The sequence below is a fragment of the Cellulosimicrobium composti genome (genome assembly GCF_010287905.1).
GTDB classification, from domain to species: Bacteria; Actinomycetota; Actinomycetes; order Actinomycetales; family Cellulomonadaceae; genus Cellulosimicrobium; species Cellulosimicrobium composti.
In genome coordinates this window covers 36,741-52,977 of the sequence record NZ_JAAFAN010000004.1, presented here as the reverse complement: position 1 = coordinate 52,977, position 16,237 = coordinate 36,741, and the positions used below count along the sequence as shown (strand labels likewise).

The following is a 16,237-nucleotide window of genomic DNA, read 5'->3' as shown; positions in this document are numbered from 1 at the left end:
CGGGCGCCGTCGCTCGACGGTCAGGAGGCGGCCCAGAACGTCGCGGCGCCGACGGCGTGGCGCGAGGCGCGGTCGACCTCGCGCAGGGCCGTGGAGCGCTGGTCCGCCTGCCAGAGGTTCACCGCGCCGCCGTCGTCCGCGGTCGCGAGGTCGACGATCGCGCGCAGCCGCACGGCCTGCGTGAGGACCTGGACGGCGCGGGGCGGCACCGACGCCGGGAGCTGCCACGTCGGGGCGCCGCCCGCGCGCAGGTCCGCGATCGCTCCCGCCGCGTCGTCGCGCCAGCGCGCGACGTCGAGGTCGTCGAGCGCGCGCGTCGCGAGCAGCAGCGCGGTCCGCAGGTCGCGCTCGGCCTCGCCGAGCGTGCCGACCGCGCCGTGCACGCGCATGCTCCACGGCCCGACCGGCGTCACGTGCCACGTCACCAGGTGGCCCGGCTCGAGGTCGCTGCCGAACTCCGTGACCTCGGGCACGAGGGCCCACGCGCCGGCCGACGTCGTGACGACCGCGCACTCGCCCGCGTCGGTCGCGCGCGCCGCCGCCTCGGGCGGGACGCCGGACACGTCGCCCGGGACCGGGGCGAGCGCGACGACCTCGCGCGCGTCGCCGGCCCACGCGCCCGCGAGGTCCTCGAGGCGCACGTCGCCGAGCGCGCCGGAGACGACGTGCGGCTCGTCGTCGCGCTGCACGGCGCGCAGCAGGCGGGCCAGGCCCTCGTCGTCGCCGAGGCGCGAGGCGCGCAGCCAGAGGGCGAGGAGAGCGCTGCGGGGGAGGGCTCCGGCGCTCGACGCGGAGCCGGGCCCGGACGCGCCGTGCGGACCCTCGGACGAGTGTGAGACCACGTCGGCCAACCTATAGGGTCGGGGACCATGAGCGCGGTTCTCGACCTGAAGGGCGTCACCGTCCGACGTCACCCCAAGACCATCCTCGACGCGGTGGACTGGCAGGTGAACGAGGGCGAGCGGTGGGTCGTGCTCGGGCGCAACGGCGCCGGGAAGACGACGCTCCTGCAGATCGCGTCCGGGCGCATGCACCCCACGGCCGGCACGGCCGACGTCCTCGGCGAGCGCCTGGGGCGGGTCGACGTCTTCGAGCTTCGCCCGCGCGTCGGGCTCGCGTCCGCGGCGCTCGCGGACCGCATCCCCGCGGACGAGACGGTGCGCGACGTCGTGCTCACCGCGGCCTACGGCGTGACGGGCCGGTGGCGCGAGGCGTACGAGGACTTCGACACCGAGCGTGCGGGCGACCTGCTCGCCGCGTTCGGCGTCGATCACCTCGCGGACCGCACCTTCGGCACGCTCTCCGAGGGCGAGCGCAAGCGCACGCAGATCGCACGCGCGCTCATGACGGACCCGGAGCTCCTGCTCCTCGACGAGCCGGCCGCGGGGCTCGACCTCGGCGGTCGCGAGGAGCTCGTCGGCGCCCTCGCGGAGCTCGCGGGCGACCCGGCGTCGCCCGTGCTCGTGCTCGTCACGCACCACGTGGAGGAGATCCCGCCGGGGTTCACCCACCTCCTGCTCCTCAAGGACGGCGCGGTGCACAGCGCCGGGCCGATCCGCGAGGTCCTCACGTCGGACAACCTCAGCGACGCGTTCGGGCTGCCGTTGCTCGTCGCGCACGGCGGCGGGCGCTGGATGGCGCGCGCCGCCCGTCCCTGACAGGGTCGCCGAGCACGCCGACCGCGTGCACCACGAGCGGAAATTCGGTAAAGTACACGTAAAGCGCGCACGTGGGAACGGGGGTCGAGATGGACTGGCTGTGGTGGGTCGGAGCAGCGCTGCTCCTCGGTCTCGTGGAGATCATCTCGCTCGACCTCGTGCTCATCATGCTCGCCGGGGGATCGCTCGCCGCGGCCGGCGTGAACGCGGCCGGCGGGCCGCTCTGGCTCCAGATCGTCGCGTTCGCGGTCGTCAGCGTCATCCTGCTCGTCACGCTGCGCCCGTGGCTCCTGCGCCACCTGCGCTCGCGCGTGCCGCTCACCGAGACGAACGTCGCCGCGCACGTCGGGCGGACGGCCCTCGCCGTGGACCGCGTGAGCGAGTTCGGCGGGCGCGTGAAGCTCGTCGGGGAGGTCTGGACCGCGCGGACCGAGCCGGACGCCCCGCAGATCCCCGCCGGGGCGGAGGTGCGCGTCGTCCGGATCGACGGCGCGACCGCCGTCGTCGCGCCGCTGCCCGCGCAGCACCCGACCGGGTCGTGACGGCCCGGCACGACCAGCACCACACCGCGCCGCCGGGTGACCGGTCCAGCGCACGACGACCAGGAGGCAGTCGATGAACGACCCCAGTCCCGGAACGATCCTCGCGTACGTCGTCCTCGCGCTGATCCTGATCTTCGTCATCGTCGCGCTCGTCAAGGCGGTGCGCATCGTGCCGCAGGCGGTCGCGATCATCGTCGAGCGCCTGGGTCGGTACTCGCGCACGCTCGAACCGGGGCTGCACCTGCTGGTGCCGTTCATCGACCGCGTCCGCGCGTCGGTGGACCTGCGCGAGCAGGTCGTGTCGTTCCCGCCGCAGCCCGTCATCACGTCGGACAACCTCGTGGTGAGCATCGACACGGTGATCTACTTCCAGGTCACCGAGCCCAAGTCGGCGGTCTACGAGATCGCGAACTACATCACCGCGATCGAGCAGCTCACCGTCACGACGCTGCGCAACGTCATCGGGTCCATGGACCTCGAGCAGACGCTCACGAGCCGCGACCAGATCAACGGCCAGCTCCGTGGCGTCCTCGACGAGGCCACCGGGCGCTGGGGCATCCGCGTCAACCGCGTCGAGCTCAAGTCGATCGACCCGCCGCCCAGCGTGCAGGGCTCGATGGAGCAGCAGATGCGGGCCGAGCGTGACCGCCGCGCCGCGATCCTCACCGCGGAGGGCGTCAAGCAGTCGCAGATCCTCACGGCCGAGGGTGAGAAGCAGGCCGCGATCCTCCGGGCCGAGGGTGACGCGCAGTCGAAGATCCTCCAGGCCGAGGGCGAGGCGCGCGCGATCCTCCAGGTGTTCGACGCCATCCACGAGGGCGACGCGGACCCGAAGCTGCTCGCCTACCAGTACCTGCAGATGCTCCCGCAGATCGCGAACGGCAACGCCAGCAAGCTGTGGGTCGTGCCGACGGAGTTCACCGCGGCGCTCGGGTCGATCGCCAAGGGGTTCGGCGGCGTGCCGGGCATCGACGGCGGGGGAGTGCCCGGCGTCACGCCCGCGCAGGACGCGGAGGCGGCCGAGGCGAGCGCCGAGGCGCGCCGCGAGCGCGAGCGCGACCGCGTGAAGTTCGGCGTCCCGTCGCTGACCGACCCGTCCGAGGCCCTGGCCGAGGCGCGGCGGCAGGCCGAGGCGGCGACCGCGGACGCGACGAGCGCCGGTACGCGCTCGGGCCTGCCGTTCGACCCGCAGACCGAGACCGGTCAGCACCCGGGCGGGGTGGGCGAGCACCGTGCCGTGCCTCCGGAGCCGGGCGCCGCGACGCCGCGCCCGCTGGGCGGCCCGTCGCAGTACGCCCCGCCCCCGCCGCCCGTCGAGGACGCGCCGGTCACGGAGGAGCCCCCGACGGACGAGCCGCCCGCGGGCACGCCGCCGTCGTTCCCGCCGCGGCACTGACGTCGGCACCGAGGCCGGTGTTGAGCAGCCACGGAGCCCCGCACCCGACCCGGGTGCGGGGCTCCGCCGCGTCCGGCGCGCGCGGGCCGGTTCTGCCGTGAGCAGACGCACTTGAGAGTGAGTGCTCACTCAGTTAGCGTCGAGCGGGTGACGACACCCCTTCCGGTCGCGCCCGAGGCGGACGCGACGTCCCGCGAGCGCACGCGCGCGCGGCCGCTCTCGCGCACCGAGCGCCGGGACGCGATCGCGGCGGCGACGGTCCCGCTGCTCGTCGAGCACGGCGCCGCCGTGACGACCCGGCAGATCGCCGACGCCGCGGGCGTCGCCGAGGGCACGCTGTTCCGCGCCTTCGCGGACAAGGACGAGCTCCTGCGCGCCGCCGTCGTGCGCTCGCTCGACCCGGCGCCCGCGGTCGCGGCGATCGCCGCGCTGCCGGACGACGACGGGCTGGGGCCGCTCGTGCTGCGACTCGTCGAGCACCTCCTCGAGGCGCAGCGCATCGGCATGCGGGTCTTCGCCGCCGCCCACCAGGTGCTCGACCCGCACCGCGGCGCGCGGCTCGACCACCGTGCCGACGCGCACCGGCTCGGCGTGGACGCCCGCGAGCGCTCCGCGCGCGCGATCGTCGGGGCGATCGAGGACAAGCTCGCGGCGCACCGGTCCGCGCTGCGCGTGGACCCGGAAGTCGCGGCGCGCGCGGTCTTCGCGCTCGTGTTCGGAAACGCCTTGCCGCACGTCGCGGGCGGTGACAGGCTCGACGCCGCGCAGGTCGCGGACCTCGTGCTCGGCGGCATCGGCGCGGACGTCGCGACCGACCCGTCGCCCTGACCCGCCGCACCGCCCGTGCGCGGCGCCCTCGCCCGGTGCCCCGCTCGCCGCACCACCGCGCGCCTCGGCGCTCCCGGGGCTCGTCCCCGCCCGTCCCGCAGCCCCTCCCGGACAGGAACCCCATGCTCGTCAGCCTCTTGCGGACGCGACTGCGTCCCTACCGGACGCCGATCGTCCTCCTCCTCGTGCTCCAGCTGCTCGCGACCCTCGCGTCGCTGTACCTGCCGAGCCTCAACGCCGACATCATCGACCAGGGCGTCACGCAGGGCGACACGGCCTACATCATGCGCACGGGCGGCCTCATGCTCCTCGTCAGCCTGGGCCAGGTCGTGTGCGCGGTCGCGGCCGTCTACTTCGGCGCGCGCGTCGCGATGTCGTTCGGCCGCGACGTGCGCGCCGGCCTGTTCACGAACGTGCAGCGCTTCTCCGCGCAGGAGATGGGCCAGTTCGGCGCCCCGTCCCTCATCACGCGCACCACGAACGACGTGCAGCAGGTGCAGATGCTCGTGCTGCTGTCCCTGACGATCATGGTCATGGCGCCGATCATGCTCGTGGGCGGCGTGGTCATGGCGCTCCAGGAGAACGTCGAGCTCTCCGGGCTGCTGCTCGTCATCGTGCCCGTGCTCGGCGTGAGCGTCGGGCTCATCATCTCGCGGATGGTCCCGTACTTCCGGCAGATGCAGAAGAAGATCGACGGCATCAACGCCGTGCTGCGCGAGCAGATCACCGGCATCCGCGTGATCCGGGCGTTCGTGCGCGAGCGGCGCGAGGCCGAGCGGTTCGACGGCGCGAACGACGCGCTGTTCGACGTCTCGCTCCGCGCGGGCAAGCTCATGGCGCTCATGTTCCCGACCGTCATGCTCGTCATGAACGCGTCGAGCGTCGCGGTGCTGTGGTTCGGCGGCCGCCAGATCGACGCGGGCGCGATGGAGGTCGGCGCGCTCACCGCGTTCCTGTCCTACCTCATGTACATCCTCATGGCCGTGATGATGTCGACGATGATGTTCATGATGGTGCCGCGCGCGGCGGTCTCCGCGGAGCGCATCACGGACGTCCTGCGCACGCAGGCCACCGTCGTGGAGCCCGAGCGCCCCGTGGCGCTCACGACCCGCACGGGGCGCGTCGAGCTCGACGGGGTCGAGTTCCGCTACCCCGGCGCCGAGGAGCCGGTGCTGCACGACGTGTCGTTCGTCGCGGAGCTCGGGCAGACGACCGCGATCATCGGCTCGACGGGCTCCGGCAAGACGACGCTGCTCAACCTCGTGCCGCGCCTGTTCGACGTCACCGCCGGGTCGGTGCGCGTCGACGGGACGGACGTGCGCGACCTCACGGGCGCGGACCTCGGCTCGCTGCTGGGCCTCGTGCCGCAGAAGGCGTACCTGTTCAGCGGGACGATCGCCGACAACCTGCGCTACGGCCGGCCCGACGCCACGGAGGAGCAGATGTGGGACGCGCTGGAGGTCGCCCAGGCGCGCGACTTCGTCGAGGCGCTCGACGGCGGGCTCGACGCCCCGGTCGCGCAGGGCGGGACCAACTTCTCGGGCGGGCAGCGCCAGCGGCTCGCGATCGCCCGCGCGATCGTCCGCGACCCCGCGGTCTACCTGTTCGACGACTCGTTCTCCGCGCTCGACTACGCGACGGACGCGCGGCTGCGCGCGGCGCTCGCACCCCGCACGCGGCACTCGACCGTGATCGTCGTCGCGCAGCGCGTCGCGACGATCCGCGGCGCCGACCAGATCCTCGTGCTCGACCACGGCCGCATCGTCGGCCGCGGGACGCACACCGAGCTCCTCGAGTCCGACGAGACGTACCAGGAGATCGTCTACTCGCAGCTCTCGATCGAGGAGGCAGCATGACCGGCGAGCAGGACGCCTCGCGCACGCCCGCGCCGTCGGGCCCGGACGGCACGACGCCGGACGGCACGACGCCCGACGCCGGGGCACCCGCCGCGGGCGCGCCTGCGGGTGCGTCGGGCGGGGGTCGGGACGTCGCGTCGACGCGCCTCGCGGGCCGACCCCGCGGGGGCGGGGGCCACGGTCCGATGGGCGGCATGGGCGTGCCGGGGGAGAAGGCGCTCGACTTCAAGGGCTCGCTGCGCCGGTTCGCGGCGTCGCTGCGCCCGGAGCGCGTGCCGATCGTCGCCGTCGTGGTCCTCGGGGTGCTGTCCGTCGCGCTCGCCGTCGCGGGTCCCAAGCTCCTCGGCAACGCGACGAACATCATCTTCGCGGGCGTCGTCGGGTCCCAGCTCCCTGCGGGGGTGACGCAGGCCCAGGCCGTCGACGCGCTGCGCGCGCAGGGCCAGGACCAGATCGCGGACCTCGTCTCCGGGGTTCCCGGGCTCGTGCCGGGCGAGGGCATCGACTTCTCCGCGCTCGCGACGGTGCTCGCCTGGGTGCTCGCGGTGTACGTCGGGTCGTTCCTGTTCGGCTGGCTCCAGGGGCGCATCACGGCGATCGTCGTGCAGCGCACCGTCTACCGGCTGCGCGGCGAGGTGCAGGCGAAGCTCGGGCGCCTCCCGTTGTCGTACTTCGACCGCAACCCGCGCGGCGAGATCCTCTCGCGCGTGACGAACGACATCGACAACATCTCCCAGACCCTCACGCAGACGCTCTCGCAGCTCGTGACGTCGGTGCTCACCGTCGTCGGCGTGCTCGGGGTGATGTTCTGGATCTCGCCGCTTCTCGCGGTGGTGGCGCTCGTCACGGTGCCGCTCTCGGTGCTCGTCACGGCGCAGATCGCGAAGCGGTCCCAGCCGCAGTTCATCAAGCAGTGGGCCGCGACGGGCCGCCTCAACGCCCACATCGAGGAGATGTACACCGGCCACACCCTGGTCAAGGTGTACGGCCACCAGCAGACCGCGATCGACGAGTTCGAGCAGGAGAACGCGGCGCTGTACGACGCGAGCTTCCGGGCGCAGTTCATCTCCGGCACCATCCAGCCGGCGATGGGGTTCATCGCGAACCTCAACTACGTGATCGTCGCGGTGGTGGGCGGTCTGCGGGTCGCCTCGGGCACCATGACGCTCGGCGACGTGCAGGCGTTCATCCAGTACTCGCGCCAGTTCACGCAGCCCATCACGCAGATCGCGTCGATGATGAACCTCCTCCAGTCGGGTGTCGCGTCGGCCGAGCGGGTCTACGACCTGCTCGACGCGCAGGAGCAGACGCCGGACCCGTCGCCCGGCGCGACGGTGGACCCGGTGCGCGGCCGGGTCGCGTTCGAGGACGTCTCGTTCTCCTACAGCCCGGACACGCCGCTCATCGAGCACCTCGACCTCGTCGTGGAGCCCGGGCAGACGATCGCGATCGTCGGGCCGACGGGGGCGGGCAAGACGACGCTCGTCAACCTGCTCATGCGGTTCTACGACGTGGACTCGGGCCGCATCACGCTCGACGGCGTGGACACGCGCGACATGACGCGTGACGACCTGCGCTCCGACATCGGGATGGTGCTCCAGGACACGTGGCTCTTCAAGGGCACGATCGAGGAGAACCTGCGCTACGGGGTCCGCGACGGGCGCGAGGTGGGCGAGGAGGACTTCCTCGCCGCGACGCGCGCGACGTACGTCGACCCGTTCGTGCGCACCCTGCCGGACGGGTACGCGACCGTGATCGACGACGAGGGGTCGAGCGTGAGCGCGGGGGAGAAGCAGCTCCTGACGATCGCGCGCGCGTTCCTCGCGGACCCGGCGATCCTCGTGCTCGACGAGGCGACGAGCTCGGTGGACACCCGCACCGAGGTGCTCGTGCAGCAGGCGATGAACGCGCTGCGCGAGGGCCGGACGTCGTTCGTCATCGCGCACCGCCTGTCGACGATCCGCGACGCGGACACGATCCTCGTCATGGAGCACGGCTCGATCGTCGAGCAGGGGTCGCACGACGAGCTGCTCGCGGCCGGCGGCGCGTACGCCCGACTGTACGAGAGCCAGTTCGCGGCGCCGCTCGACGCCGAGGCGGAGGACCCGGAGGGCGTGGGCGCTCCCGCGGGCGGTCCCGCGGGACGCTGACACGCCGCGGCCCGCACCGCGCCCACCCCGAGGGGTGCGGCGAGGTGCGGGCCGCGTGCGTTCCGGCCGTCGCGCTTCAGGCGAGCGAGAGGAAGAGCTTCTCGAGCTTGGCCACGTCGAGCGTCGGGTCCTCGCCGTCCTCGGTCGGCTCGGTGAGGCACTGGCGCATGCCGGACGCGATGATCGCGAACCCGGCCCGGTCCAGGGCGCGCGAGACGGCGGAGAGCTGCGTGACGACGTCCTCGCAGTCCCGCCCTTCGTCGAGCATGCGCACGACGGCCGCGAGCTGGCCCTGGGCGCGCTTGAGCCGGTTGGCGACCTTGCTCATGTCGGTGGGGTCGAGCTCCACGGTCGTCCTCCTGCGTTCGTCGGTGTTCTTGTCGGTGCTCGTCGCGGCGCGCCTGGTCAGGCGCAGGTGCAGCGCTGCTCGGGCGGCACCTCGGCCATGACCTCGTCGGCGTGCATGCCGCAGCCGGTCCAGGTGGTCTTGCCGCAGGTGCGGCACAGGGCGGGACTGCACATGGTGGGTCTCCTCGGGTGTGGGGGTCGATCGGGGGTGCGAGGGTCGGGGTTCGGCGGGGCCGGGGGCGGCCCGTGCGTGGTGGCGCAGGATCAGCGTCGCACGGCTCCGCCCGCGGCCTGCCACGCGCCGAGCCCGCCGGACAGGCTCGTCGCGGCGTAGCCGAGCGAGCGGAGCTGGCGCGCCGCGGTGCGCGAGCGCATCCCCGACGCGCACACGACGACGACGGTCGCGCCGTCCTGCAGGCGCCGCGGCGCGGTCGACGGGACGTCGGCGAGCGGCACGTGCACGGCCTGGGGCGCGTGCCCGGCGCGCCACTCGTCGCGCTCGCGCACGTCGAGGAGCGTCGCGCCGTCGCGGACGAGCTGCACGGCGGTGGCGGCGTCGACGGTCGGGCGCACGCCGCCGTCGTCGGACGCGCGGGAGAACAGACGGCGGAGACGGTCGATCATGCGGGAACTCCTTCGAGGGTGCGCGCGGCGCGCGGCGTGGTGGTCAGGGTGAGCCAGCCGCCGGAGAGATTGCGCGCGTCGAGGCCGGCGGTGAGCAGGACACGGGTGGCGAGGTAGGACCGCACGCCGCTCGCGCAGTGCACGGCGACGGGGCGCCCCGCCGCGGCGGCGCGCACCTCGTCGAGCCGCTCGCGCAGCTCGGTGTGCGGCACGTTGAGGGCGCCGTCGAGGTAGCCGCCGGCGTGCTCGGCGCGCGACCGGACGTCGAGCACGAGCGACGTCGCGACGACCTCGTCGAGGTCGGCCGCGTGCCACTGCGGCATGGTGCCGTCGAGCACGTTCTGCGCGACGAACCCCAGCATGTTGACGACGTCCTTGGGGGCACCGTAGGGCGGGGCGTACGCGAGCTCGAGCTCCGCGAGGTCGTCGGCCGTGAGCCCGGCGCGCAGCGCGGTCGCGAGCACGTCGATGCGCTTGTCCACCCCCGCACGGCCCACGGCCTGCGCGCCGAGCAGGCGGCCGTCGGGCCCGAAGCTCGCCGTCACGTGGACCGGCTCGGCGCCGGGGAACCAGCCGGCGTGGTGGGCCGCGTGGACGCGCACCTGCTCGTGCACGACGTCGGCCGCCGCCAGGGTCGCGTGGCTCGGCCCGGTCACGGCGGCGGTGAGGCCGAACACGCGCACGATCGCCGTCCCGAGCACGGGCGCCTGCGGTGTCCTCCGGTGGCCCAGCATCGAGTCCGCGGCGCGCCGGCCCTGGCGGTTGGCCGGGCCGGCGAGCGGGACGGGGCCCGTCGCGCCGGTGACCGCGTGCACGACCTCGACGGCGTCGCCGACGGCCCACACGTGCGGGTCGGACGTGCGCTGGTCGGCGTCGACGCGGATCGCGCCCCGCTCGCCGAGCGCGAGCCCGGCCGCCGCCGCGAGGTCGCTCGCGGGCCGCACCCCGACGCTCACGAGCACCACGTCGGCGTCGAGGGCGGTGCCGTCCGTGAGCTCGAGCGCGACGGCGTGGTCCGCGCCCTCGGGCTGCGGCACGACGGCGCTCGCGGAGGTCCCGAGGTGGAGCCCGACGCCGTGGTCGCGGAGCTCGTCCGCGAGCAGCGGCGCGAGGTCGGGCTCCAGCGGCGGCAGCACCTGGTCGGCGCGCTCGACGACGTCGACCGTGAGTCCACGGCCGACGAGCGCCTCCACGGCCTCGAGCCCGATGAAGCCTGCGCCGACGACGACGGCCCGCAGCGGGGCCGTGCGACCCGCGGCGACCTCCGCCTCGAGCTGCGCGAGCCGGGCCGACAGGGCGTCGAGGTCCGACATGGTCCGCAGCGTGTGCACGGCCGGGTGGTCGAGGCCCGCGACGGGCGGGAGGACGGTGGTCGCGCCGGGCGCGAGGAGGAGCGCGTCGTAGCCGAGCTCGTACGCGCCGTCCTCGGCGGCGACGGTGACCGTGCGCGCCGCGCGGTCGATCGCGGTGACGCGGTGACGCGTCCGCACGTCGAGGTCGAGGCTCGCGCGGAGCGAGGCGGGCGTGTGCAGCAGCAGGGCGTCGCGCTCCGCGATCTCGCCCGCCACCTGGTACGGCAGGCCGCAGCCCGCGAACGAGACGTGGTCGGACTGCTCGAGCACGATGATCGACGCGCGCTCGTCGAGGCGGCGGGCGCGCGCGGCGGCGCTCATGCCGCCCGCGACGCCGCCGACGACGACGATGCGGCGGGCGCCGTCGGGGTCGGACGGGTGGGTCGTCGAGCCGGGGGTCGAGGGGATCATGCTCCGACGATACCCCGGGGGGTATCCCTCACGGCAAATGGACGGGCTGAGAGGTCGGTCACCGGACGCGCCGGGCAGTGGCGCGCGCCGCTCACAGCCGACGGACAGCCGTGGCATCCCCACAGCACACGCCTGCTCCGTAGACACGGCCCATGAGCACCCCCACCTCGCACCTCGCCTCGTCAGCCTCGTCCGCGCCGCCCGCGTCCCGACGCCGACGACGGTGGCGTGCCGCGCTCGTCACCGCCCTCGCGGTGCTGCTCCCGCTGGGTGGCGCCACGGCGTGGGCGCTGGACCGGTTCGTCGTCGAGCACGTCGAGAGCGACGACGTGTCGGCGTACGAAGCCTCGCAGGGCCTCGACGCGGGCGGGGCATCGGGCCAGGGGGCGACCGCGGACGACGGCGCGGGCGCCTCGACCGGCACCTCGGCGGCCACCTCCGCGGGCACCGGGACGGTCGACGGCGACACGTACACGTCCGACGCCACGAGCATCACGGTCTCCCGGGTGACCACCGGGTCGGGGGGGCGACACCCTGACGTACTACGTGGCGGACGTCGTGCTCTCCGACATGACGGACCTGCGCTCCGCGTTCGCGTAGGACGCGTTCGGCACGAACATCACGGAGACGACGTCGGACATCGCCGCCGACAACGGCGCCGTCCTCGCGGTCAACGGCGACTACTACGGGTTCCGTGACACCGGCATCGGCATCCGCAACGGCGTCGTGTACCGGGACGAGGGTGCGCGCGAGGGCCTCGCGCTCTACCGCGACGGCCACGTCGAGGTCTACGACGAGACGAGGACGGACGCGCAGAGCCTCGTCGACGCCGGGGTGTGGAGCACGCTGTCGTTCGGGCCCGCGCTCGTCGAGGACGGCGAGATCGTGGCCGGGATCGACGACGTCGAGGTCGACACGAACGTCGGGAACCACTCGATCCAGGGCGAGCAGCCGCGCACGGCGATCGGGGTCGTCGACGAGAACCACCTCCTCCTCGTCGTCGTGGACGGCCGTCAGGAGGGCTACTCGCGCGGCGCGACGACGACCGAGCTCGCCGAGATCCTGCAGGACCTCGGCGCGACGACCGCCTACAACATCGACGGCGGCGGGTCCTCGACCCTCTGGTTCGACGGCGAGGTCGTCAACAGCCCGTCACAGGGCCGTGAGCGTGGCACGTCCGACGTCCTCTACGTCGCGGACGGTGCCTGATGACCGGCGCGACCACGCGCGAGCAGCCCGCGGACCCGGCGACGAGCGTCGCGCGGACCGCCGTCGTGGTGCCCGCGTACCAGCCCGACGCGCGGCTCGTCGCGCTCGTCGACGCGCTGCGGGCGGCCGTCCCCGAGTCCCCGGTCGTGGTGGTCGACGACGGCAGCGACCGGCGGTGCGGGGGAGTGTTCCGCGCGGTGCGGGCGCTGGGCGCCGTGGTGCTCACCGTTCCGGTGAACCGTGGGAAGGGCCACGCGCTGCGGACCGGGATCCGGTGGGTGCACGACCGGCTGCCCGGCCACGGCGTGGTGTGCGCCGACGCGGACGGGCAGCACACCGTGGTCGACGTGCTGCGGGTCGCCGCGCGCTCGCAGGCCGAGCCCGAGGCCGTCGTGCTCGGCGCGCGGCGCTTCGCGGGCGACGTGCCGGTGCGCAGCCGCGTGGGCAACGCCGCGACCCGCTGGGCGTTCGCGGCGACGACCGGCACGCGTGTCCGGGACACCCAGACCGGGCTGCGCGCCTACGGGCCGGGCCTGCTCGGCGATCTCCTCGCCGTGCGCGGGGACCGGTACGAGTACGAGCTGCGCGCGCTCCTCGAGGCGACCCGCGCGGGCCGCCGGATCGTCGAGGTGGACGTCGCGACGGTGTACCTCGACGACAACGCGTCCTCGCACTTCCGGCCCGTCGCCGACTCGTTGCGCGTGTGGGCGCCGCTGCTGCGGTTCGCGGCGTCGTCGCTCGGTTCGGCCGCGGTCGACGTCGTCGCGCTGCTCGCGCTGCACGCGCTCACCGGGTCGCTCCTCGCGGCCGTGGTGGGCGCGCGTCTGCTCAGCGCGGGCGTGAACTTCGCCGTGAACCGCCGCCTGGTCTTCCCGGGCGGGCGCGATCTCCCGCTGCGCGTCGCGGCGGCCCGGTACGTGGCGCTCGCGGCCGTGCTGCTCGCGGCGGGCTACGGGCTGCTCGCGCTGCTGACCGGGATCGGCCTGCCGCTCCTGGCGGCCAAGGTCGGCACCGACGTCGTGCTCGTCGCGACGAGCTACGAGGCGCAGCGGCGCGTGGTGTTCGCGCCTCTCAGTGCTGACCGTCGTGCCGCTCGACGAGGGCGGGCACGTGGTCGCGCGCCGTCCAGCGCCGGCCGACCCACTTGATCACCTCGACGAGCAGGAAGACGACGAGCGCGAGCCCGAGCGTCTTGCCCCACTCCGCGAGCGCGATGGGCGCCGAGTCGAACCACGAGTGCATGAACGGTGCGTAGACGAAGACGGCCTGCAGCGCGAGCAGCGTCGCCGCCGAGACCCAGACCACCCGGTTGCCGCGCAGCACGTCGAGCGTGAGGCTCGGCCGGTCGAGGAACCGGCAGTTGAAGAGGTACGCGAGCTGGCCGAGCGCGAGCATCGTCACCGCCGTGGTCTGCGCCTCGGCGAGCGGGACGCCCTGGGCGCGCTCGACGTAGAACAGCAGGATCGTCGCGCCGCCGATGAGGAGCGAGACGAGCAGGATGCGCCGCACGTACGCGCCGTCGAGGATCGACGCCTTCGGGTCGCGCGGGGCCCGGCGCATGACGTCGGGCTCCGCCTTCTCGTACGCGAGCGCGAGCGACAGCGTGACCGCCGTGATCATGTTGATCCACAGGACCTGGACCGGCTGGAGCGGCAGGGTGAGGCCGAACAGGACCGCGACGAGGATGACGAGCGACTGCGCGCCGTTGGTCGGGAGCAGGAAGAGGACGGACTTGCGGATGTTGTCGTAGATCCGCCGCCCCTCCTTCACGGCCCGCTCGATGGTCGCGAAGTTGTCGTCCGCGAGCACGACCTCGGCGGCCTCCTTGGTCGCCTCGGTGCCCTTGATGCCCATCGCGACGCCGACGTCCGCCTGGGTGAGCGCGGGGGCGTCGTTGACGCCGTCGCCCGTCATCGCGACGACCTCGCCGTGCGACTGCAGCGCGGAGACGATCCGGATCTTGTGCTCGGGGCTCGTGCGCGCGTACACGTCGACGTCGCGCACGACCTGGCGCAGCCGCTCGGTGCTCATCTCCTCGAGCTCGGGTCCGGTGAGCACGGCCGGCGCGGACGAGCCGTCGGGGGCGTCGACGATGCCCATCTCGCGGCCGATCGCGAGCGCGGTGCCCGCGTGGTCGCCGGTGATCATCTTCACGCGGATGCCCGCGTCGCGGCACTCGGCGATGGCCTCGACCGCCTCGGGCCGTGGCGGGTCCACGATGCCCACGAGCCCGCACAGCTCCAGGCCGTCCGCGACGTCGGCGACGTCGAGGCTCGTCGTGCCGTCCGCGGCCGGGCGTCGCGCGGCGGCGAGCACGCGCAGGCCCTGCCCGCCGAGCGCGTCGATCTGCGCGTCCCAGGACCCGCGGTCGAGCGGCTCGCTGCCGCCGTCCGGGCCGAGCTGGGTCGTGCAGCGGTCGAGCACGCGGTCGGGCGCGCCCTTGACGTGCACGTGCAGGCCGCCGTCGGGGTCCGCGTCGAGCGTCGCCATGAACTTGTTCTCCGACTCGAACGGCACGACGGCGACGCGGCGCCACCCCGTGGGGTCGACGCTGGCCTTCATGCCGAGCGTGCGCAGCGCGCCCTCGGTCGGCTCGCCGACGAGCCGCCAGCCGTCGGCGTCCGACGCGTCGGGGACGATGCGCGCGTCGTTGCACAGCATCATGACCGTGGCGAGGGCCGCGAGGTCGCGGTGGTCGGGGAGGTCGGCGTGCCGCCCGCCGTCGGCGAGCGTGACGTCGCCGACGGGCGCGTACCCCGCGCCGGCGACGGCGAACGCGCGCGCGGCCGTGCGGACCGTGCGCGCCGTCATCTCGTTCTTGGTGAGCGTGCCGGTCTTGTCCGAGCAGATCGTCGTGACCGACCCGAGCGTCTCGACCGCGGGCAGCTTGCGCGTGATCGCGCGACGGCGCGCCATCTGCTGCACGCCGAGTGCGAGCGTGATGGTGACGAGCGCGGGCAGGCCCTCCGGGACGGCCGCGACCGCGAACCCGATCGACGCCGACACGAGGTCCGGCACGGAGAAGTCGTGGACGACGCGCCCGATGACGACCATGACGACGGCCATCGCGAGGATGAGCACCGCGAGCAGCTTGCCGAACCGGTCGAGCTGACGCGTGAGCGGCGTCGCGAGGCTGCGGACCTCGGAGATCATCGTCTGGATGCGCCCGATCTCGGTCGCGGTCCCCGTCGCGGTGACGACGCCGACGCCCTGCCCCGCGGCGACGAGCGTGCTCGAGAAGAGCATGCTCGACCGGTCGCCCACGCCCGCGTCGGCCCCCACCGCGTCGACCGACTTCGCGGCCGCGACGGACTCGCCCGTGAGCGCCGACTCCTCGACGCGCAGGTTCGTCGCCTGGAGCAGCCGCACGTCCGCGGGGACGCGGTCGCCCGACCGCACCCGCACCACGTCGCCCGGCACGACGTCGTCCGCGTCCACGCGCGCCCACGCGCCGTCGCGCCGCACCTCCGCGTGGACCGAGAGCATGTTCCGGATGCCCTCCAGCGCGCTCTCCGCGCGCCCCTCCTGGACGAACCCGATCGCCGCGTTGATCACGGCGACCGCGAGGATGACGGTGAAGTCGACCCAGTCGCCGAGGATCGCCTTGAGCACCGCCGAGACGAGCAGGATGTAGATGAGGACGTCGTCGAAGTGGACGAGGACCCGCTTCCACAGGGGGTCGCGCTGCGGCGGCGGCAGCCGGTTGGGTCCCACCTCCGCGAGCCGCGTCGCGGCGTCGGCGCCCGAGAGCCCGCCCGCTTCCGAGCCGAGCGCGGCCAGGACGTCGTCGGGCGGAACGGACCAGGGAGCCCCGACCGCGGCGTCGACGACGGCCGGGTCGGAGGTCGGCGCGGGTTCCATGG

13 protein-coding genes and 1 pseudogene are annotated in these 16,237 nt (G+C 74.2%); 8 read left to right on the top strand and 6 right to left on the bottom strand.

The window, feature by feature from the left end:
- Nucleotides 1-20: 20 nt before the first annotated feature.
- Complete coding sequence (locus GYH36_RS01835) at nucleotides 21-842, bottom strand: Rv1486c family protein (protein ID WP_312028464.1); 822 nt, start codon at nucleotides 840-842, stop codon at nucleotides 21-23.
- 27 nt (nucleotides 843-869) lie between these two features.
- Here GYH36_RS01835 and GYH36_RS01830 point away from each other — a divergent pair, with 27 nt between their 5' ends.
- The 6 genes from GYH36_RS01830 (at nucleotide 870) to GYH36_RS01805 (ending at nucleotide 8,430) form a co-directional block, all read left to right on the top strand.
- Nucleotides 870-1,658, top strand: coding sequence for an ABC transporter ATP-binding protein (locus GYH36_RS01830; RefSeq protein ID WP_024840078.1), 789 nt, complete (start codon nucleotides 870-872; stop codon nucleotides 1,656-1,658).
- 71 nt (nucleotides 1,659-1,729) lie between these two features.
- On the top strand, nucleotides 1,730-2,200 hold the full coding sequence (locus GYH36_RS01825; RefSeq protein ID WP_312028463.1) for an NfeD family protein: 471 nt from the start codon (nucleotides 1,730-1,732) through the stop codon (nucleotides 2,198-2,200).
- Between the two features lie 73 nt (nucleotides 2,201-2,273).
- Nucleotides 2,274-3,596, top strand: a complete 1,323-nt coding sequence (locus tag GYH36_RS01820; protein WP_024840080.1) for an SPFH domain-containing protein — start codon at nucleotides 2,274-2,276, stop codon at nucleotides 3,594-3,596.
- A 147-nt stretch (nucleotides 3,597-3,743) separates the two neighbouring features.
- A complete protein-coding gene (locus tag GYH36_RS01815) occupies nucleotides 3,744-4,424 on the top strand; it encodes a TetR/AcrR family transcriptional regulator (RefSeq protein WP_162288939.1) in 681 nt (226 codons plus the stop codon).
- A 122-nt stretch (nucleotides 4,425-4,546) separates the two neighbouring features.
- Nucleotides 4,547-6,280, top strand: coding sequence for an ABC transporter ATP-binding protein (locus tag GYH36_RS01810; RefSeq protein ID WP_162288938.1), 1,734 nt, complete (start codon nucleotides 4,547-4,549; stop codon nucleotides 6,278-6,280).
- Nucleotides 6,281-6,465: 185 nt separating this feature from the next.
- Nucleotides 6,466-8,430: an ABC transporter ATP-binding protein gene (locus GYH36_RS01805; RefSeq protein WP_246209120.1), complete on the top strand. Its 1,965-nt coding sequence runs from the start codon at nucleotides 6,466-6,468 to the stop codon at nucleotides 8,428-8,430.
- Between the two features lie 76 nt (nucleotides 8,431-8,506).
- Here the strand turns inward: GYH36_RS01805 and GYH36_RS01800 are convergent, their stop codons facing one another.
- The 4 genes from GYH36_RS01800 to GYH36_RS01790 all read right to left on the bottom strand — a co-directional run bounded on the left by GYH36_RS01800 (nucleotide 8,507) and on the right by GYH36_RS01790 (nucleotide 11,165).
- The gene (locus GYH36_RS01800) at nucleotides 8,507-8,779 is read right to left on the bottom strand and encodes a metal-sensitive transcriptional regulator (protein ID WP_021482683.1); all 273 of its coding nucleotides are present in this window, start codon (nucleotides 8,777-8,779) and stop codon (nucleotides 8,507-8,509) included.
- 56 nt (nucleotides 8,780-8,835) lie between these two features.
- Nucleotides 8,836-8,952, bottom strand: coding sequence for a DUF8730 family Cys-rich protein (locus GYH36_RS20505; protein ID WP_488179681.1), 117 nt, complete (start codon nucleotides 8,950-8,952; stop codon nucleotides 8,836-8,838).
- 90 nt (nucleotides 8,953-9,042) lie between these two features.
- Entirely contained in the window at nucleotides 9,043-9,402 is a 360-nt protein-coding gene (locus GYH36_RS01795; protein ID WP_024840085.1) for a rhodanese-like domain-containing protein, read from the bottom strand.
- A complete protein-coding gene (locus tag GYH36_RS01790; protein ID WP_162288936.1) occupies nucleotides 9,399-11,165 on the bottom strand; it encodes an FAD-dependent oxidoreductase in 1,767 nt (588 codons plus the stop codon). The genes GYH36_RS01795 and GYH36_RS01790 overlap by 4 nt, the downstream gene beginning before the upstream one ends.
- Before the next feature lie 152 nt (nucleotides 11,166-11,317).
- Here GYH36_RS01790 and GYH36_RS01785 point away from each other — a divergent pair.
- A pseudogene (locus GYH36_RS01785) lies at nucleotides 11,318-12,374 on the top strand (phosphodiester glycosidase family protein).
- Nucleotides 12,374-13,522 (top strand): glycosyltransferase, encoded by a 1,149-nt coding sequence (locus tag GYH36_RS01780; protein WP_162288935.1) that lies wholly within the window; start codon nucleotides 12,374-12,376, stop codon nucleotides 13,520-13,522. Before GYH36_RS01785 ends, GYH36_RS01780 begins: the two are co-directional and overlap by 1 nt.
- Here the strand turns inward: GYH36_RS01780 and GYH36_RS01775 are convergent.
- The gene (locus tag GYH36_RS01775) at nucleotides 13,446-16,235 is read right to left on the bottom strand and encodes an HAD-IC family P-type ATPase (protein ID WP_162288934.1); all 2,790 of its coding nucleotides are present in this window, start codon (nucleotides 16,233-16,235) and stop codon (nucleotides 13,446-13,448) included. The genes GYH36_RS01780 and GYH36_RS01775 overlap by 77 nt on opposite strands.
- Nucleotides 16,236-16,237: the final 2 nt, after the last annotated feature.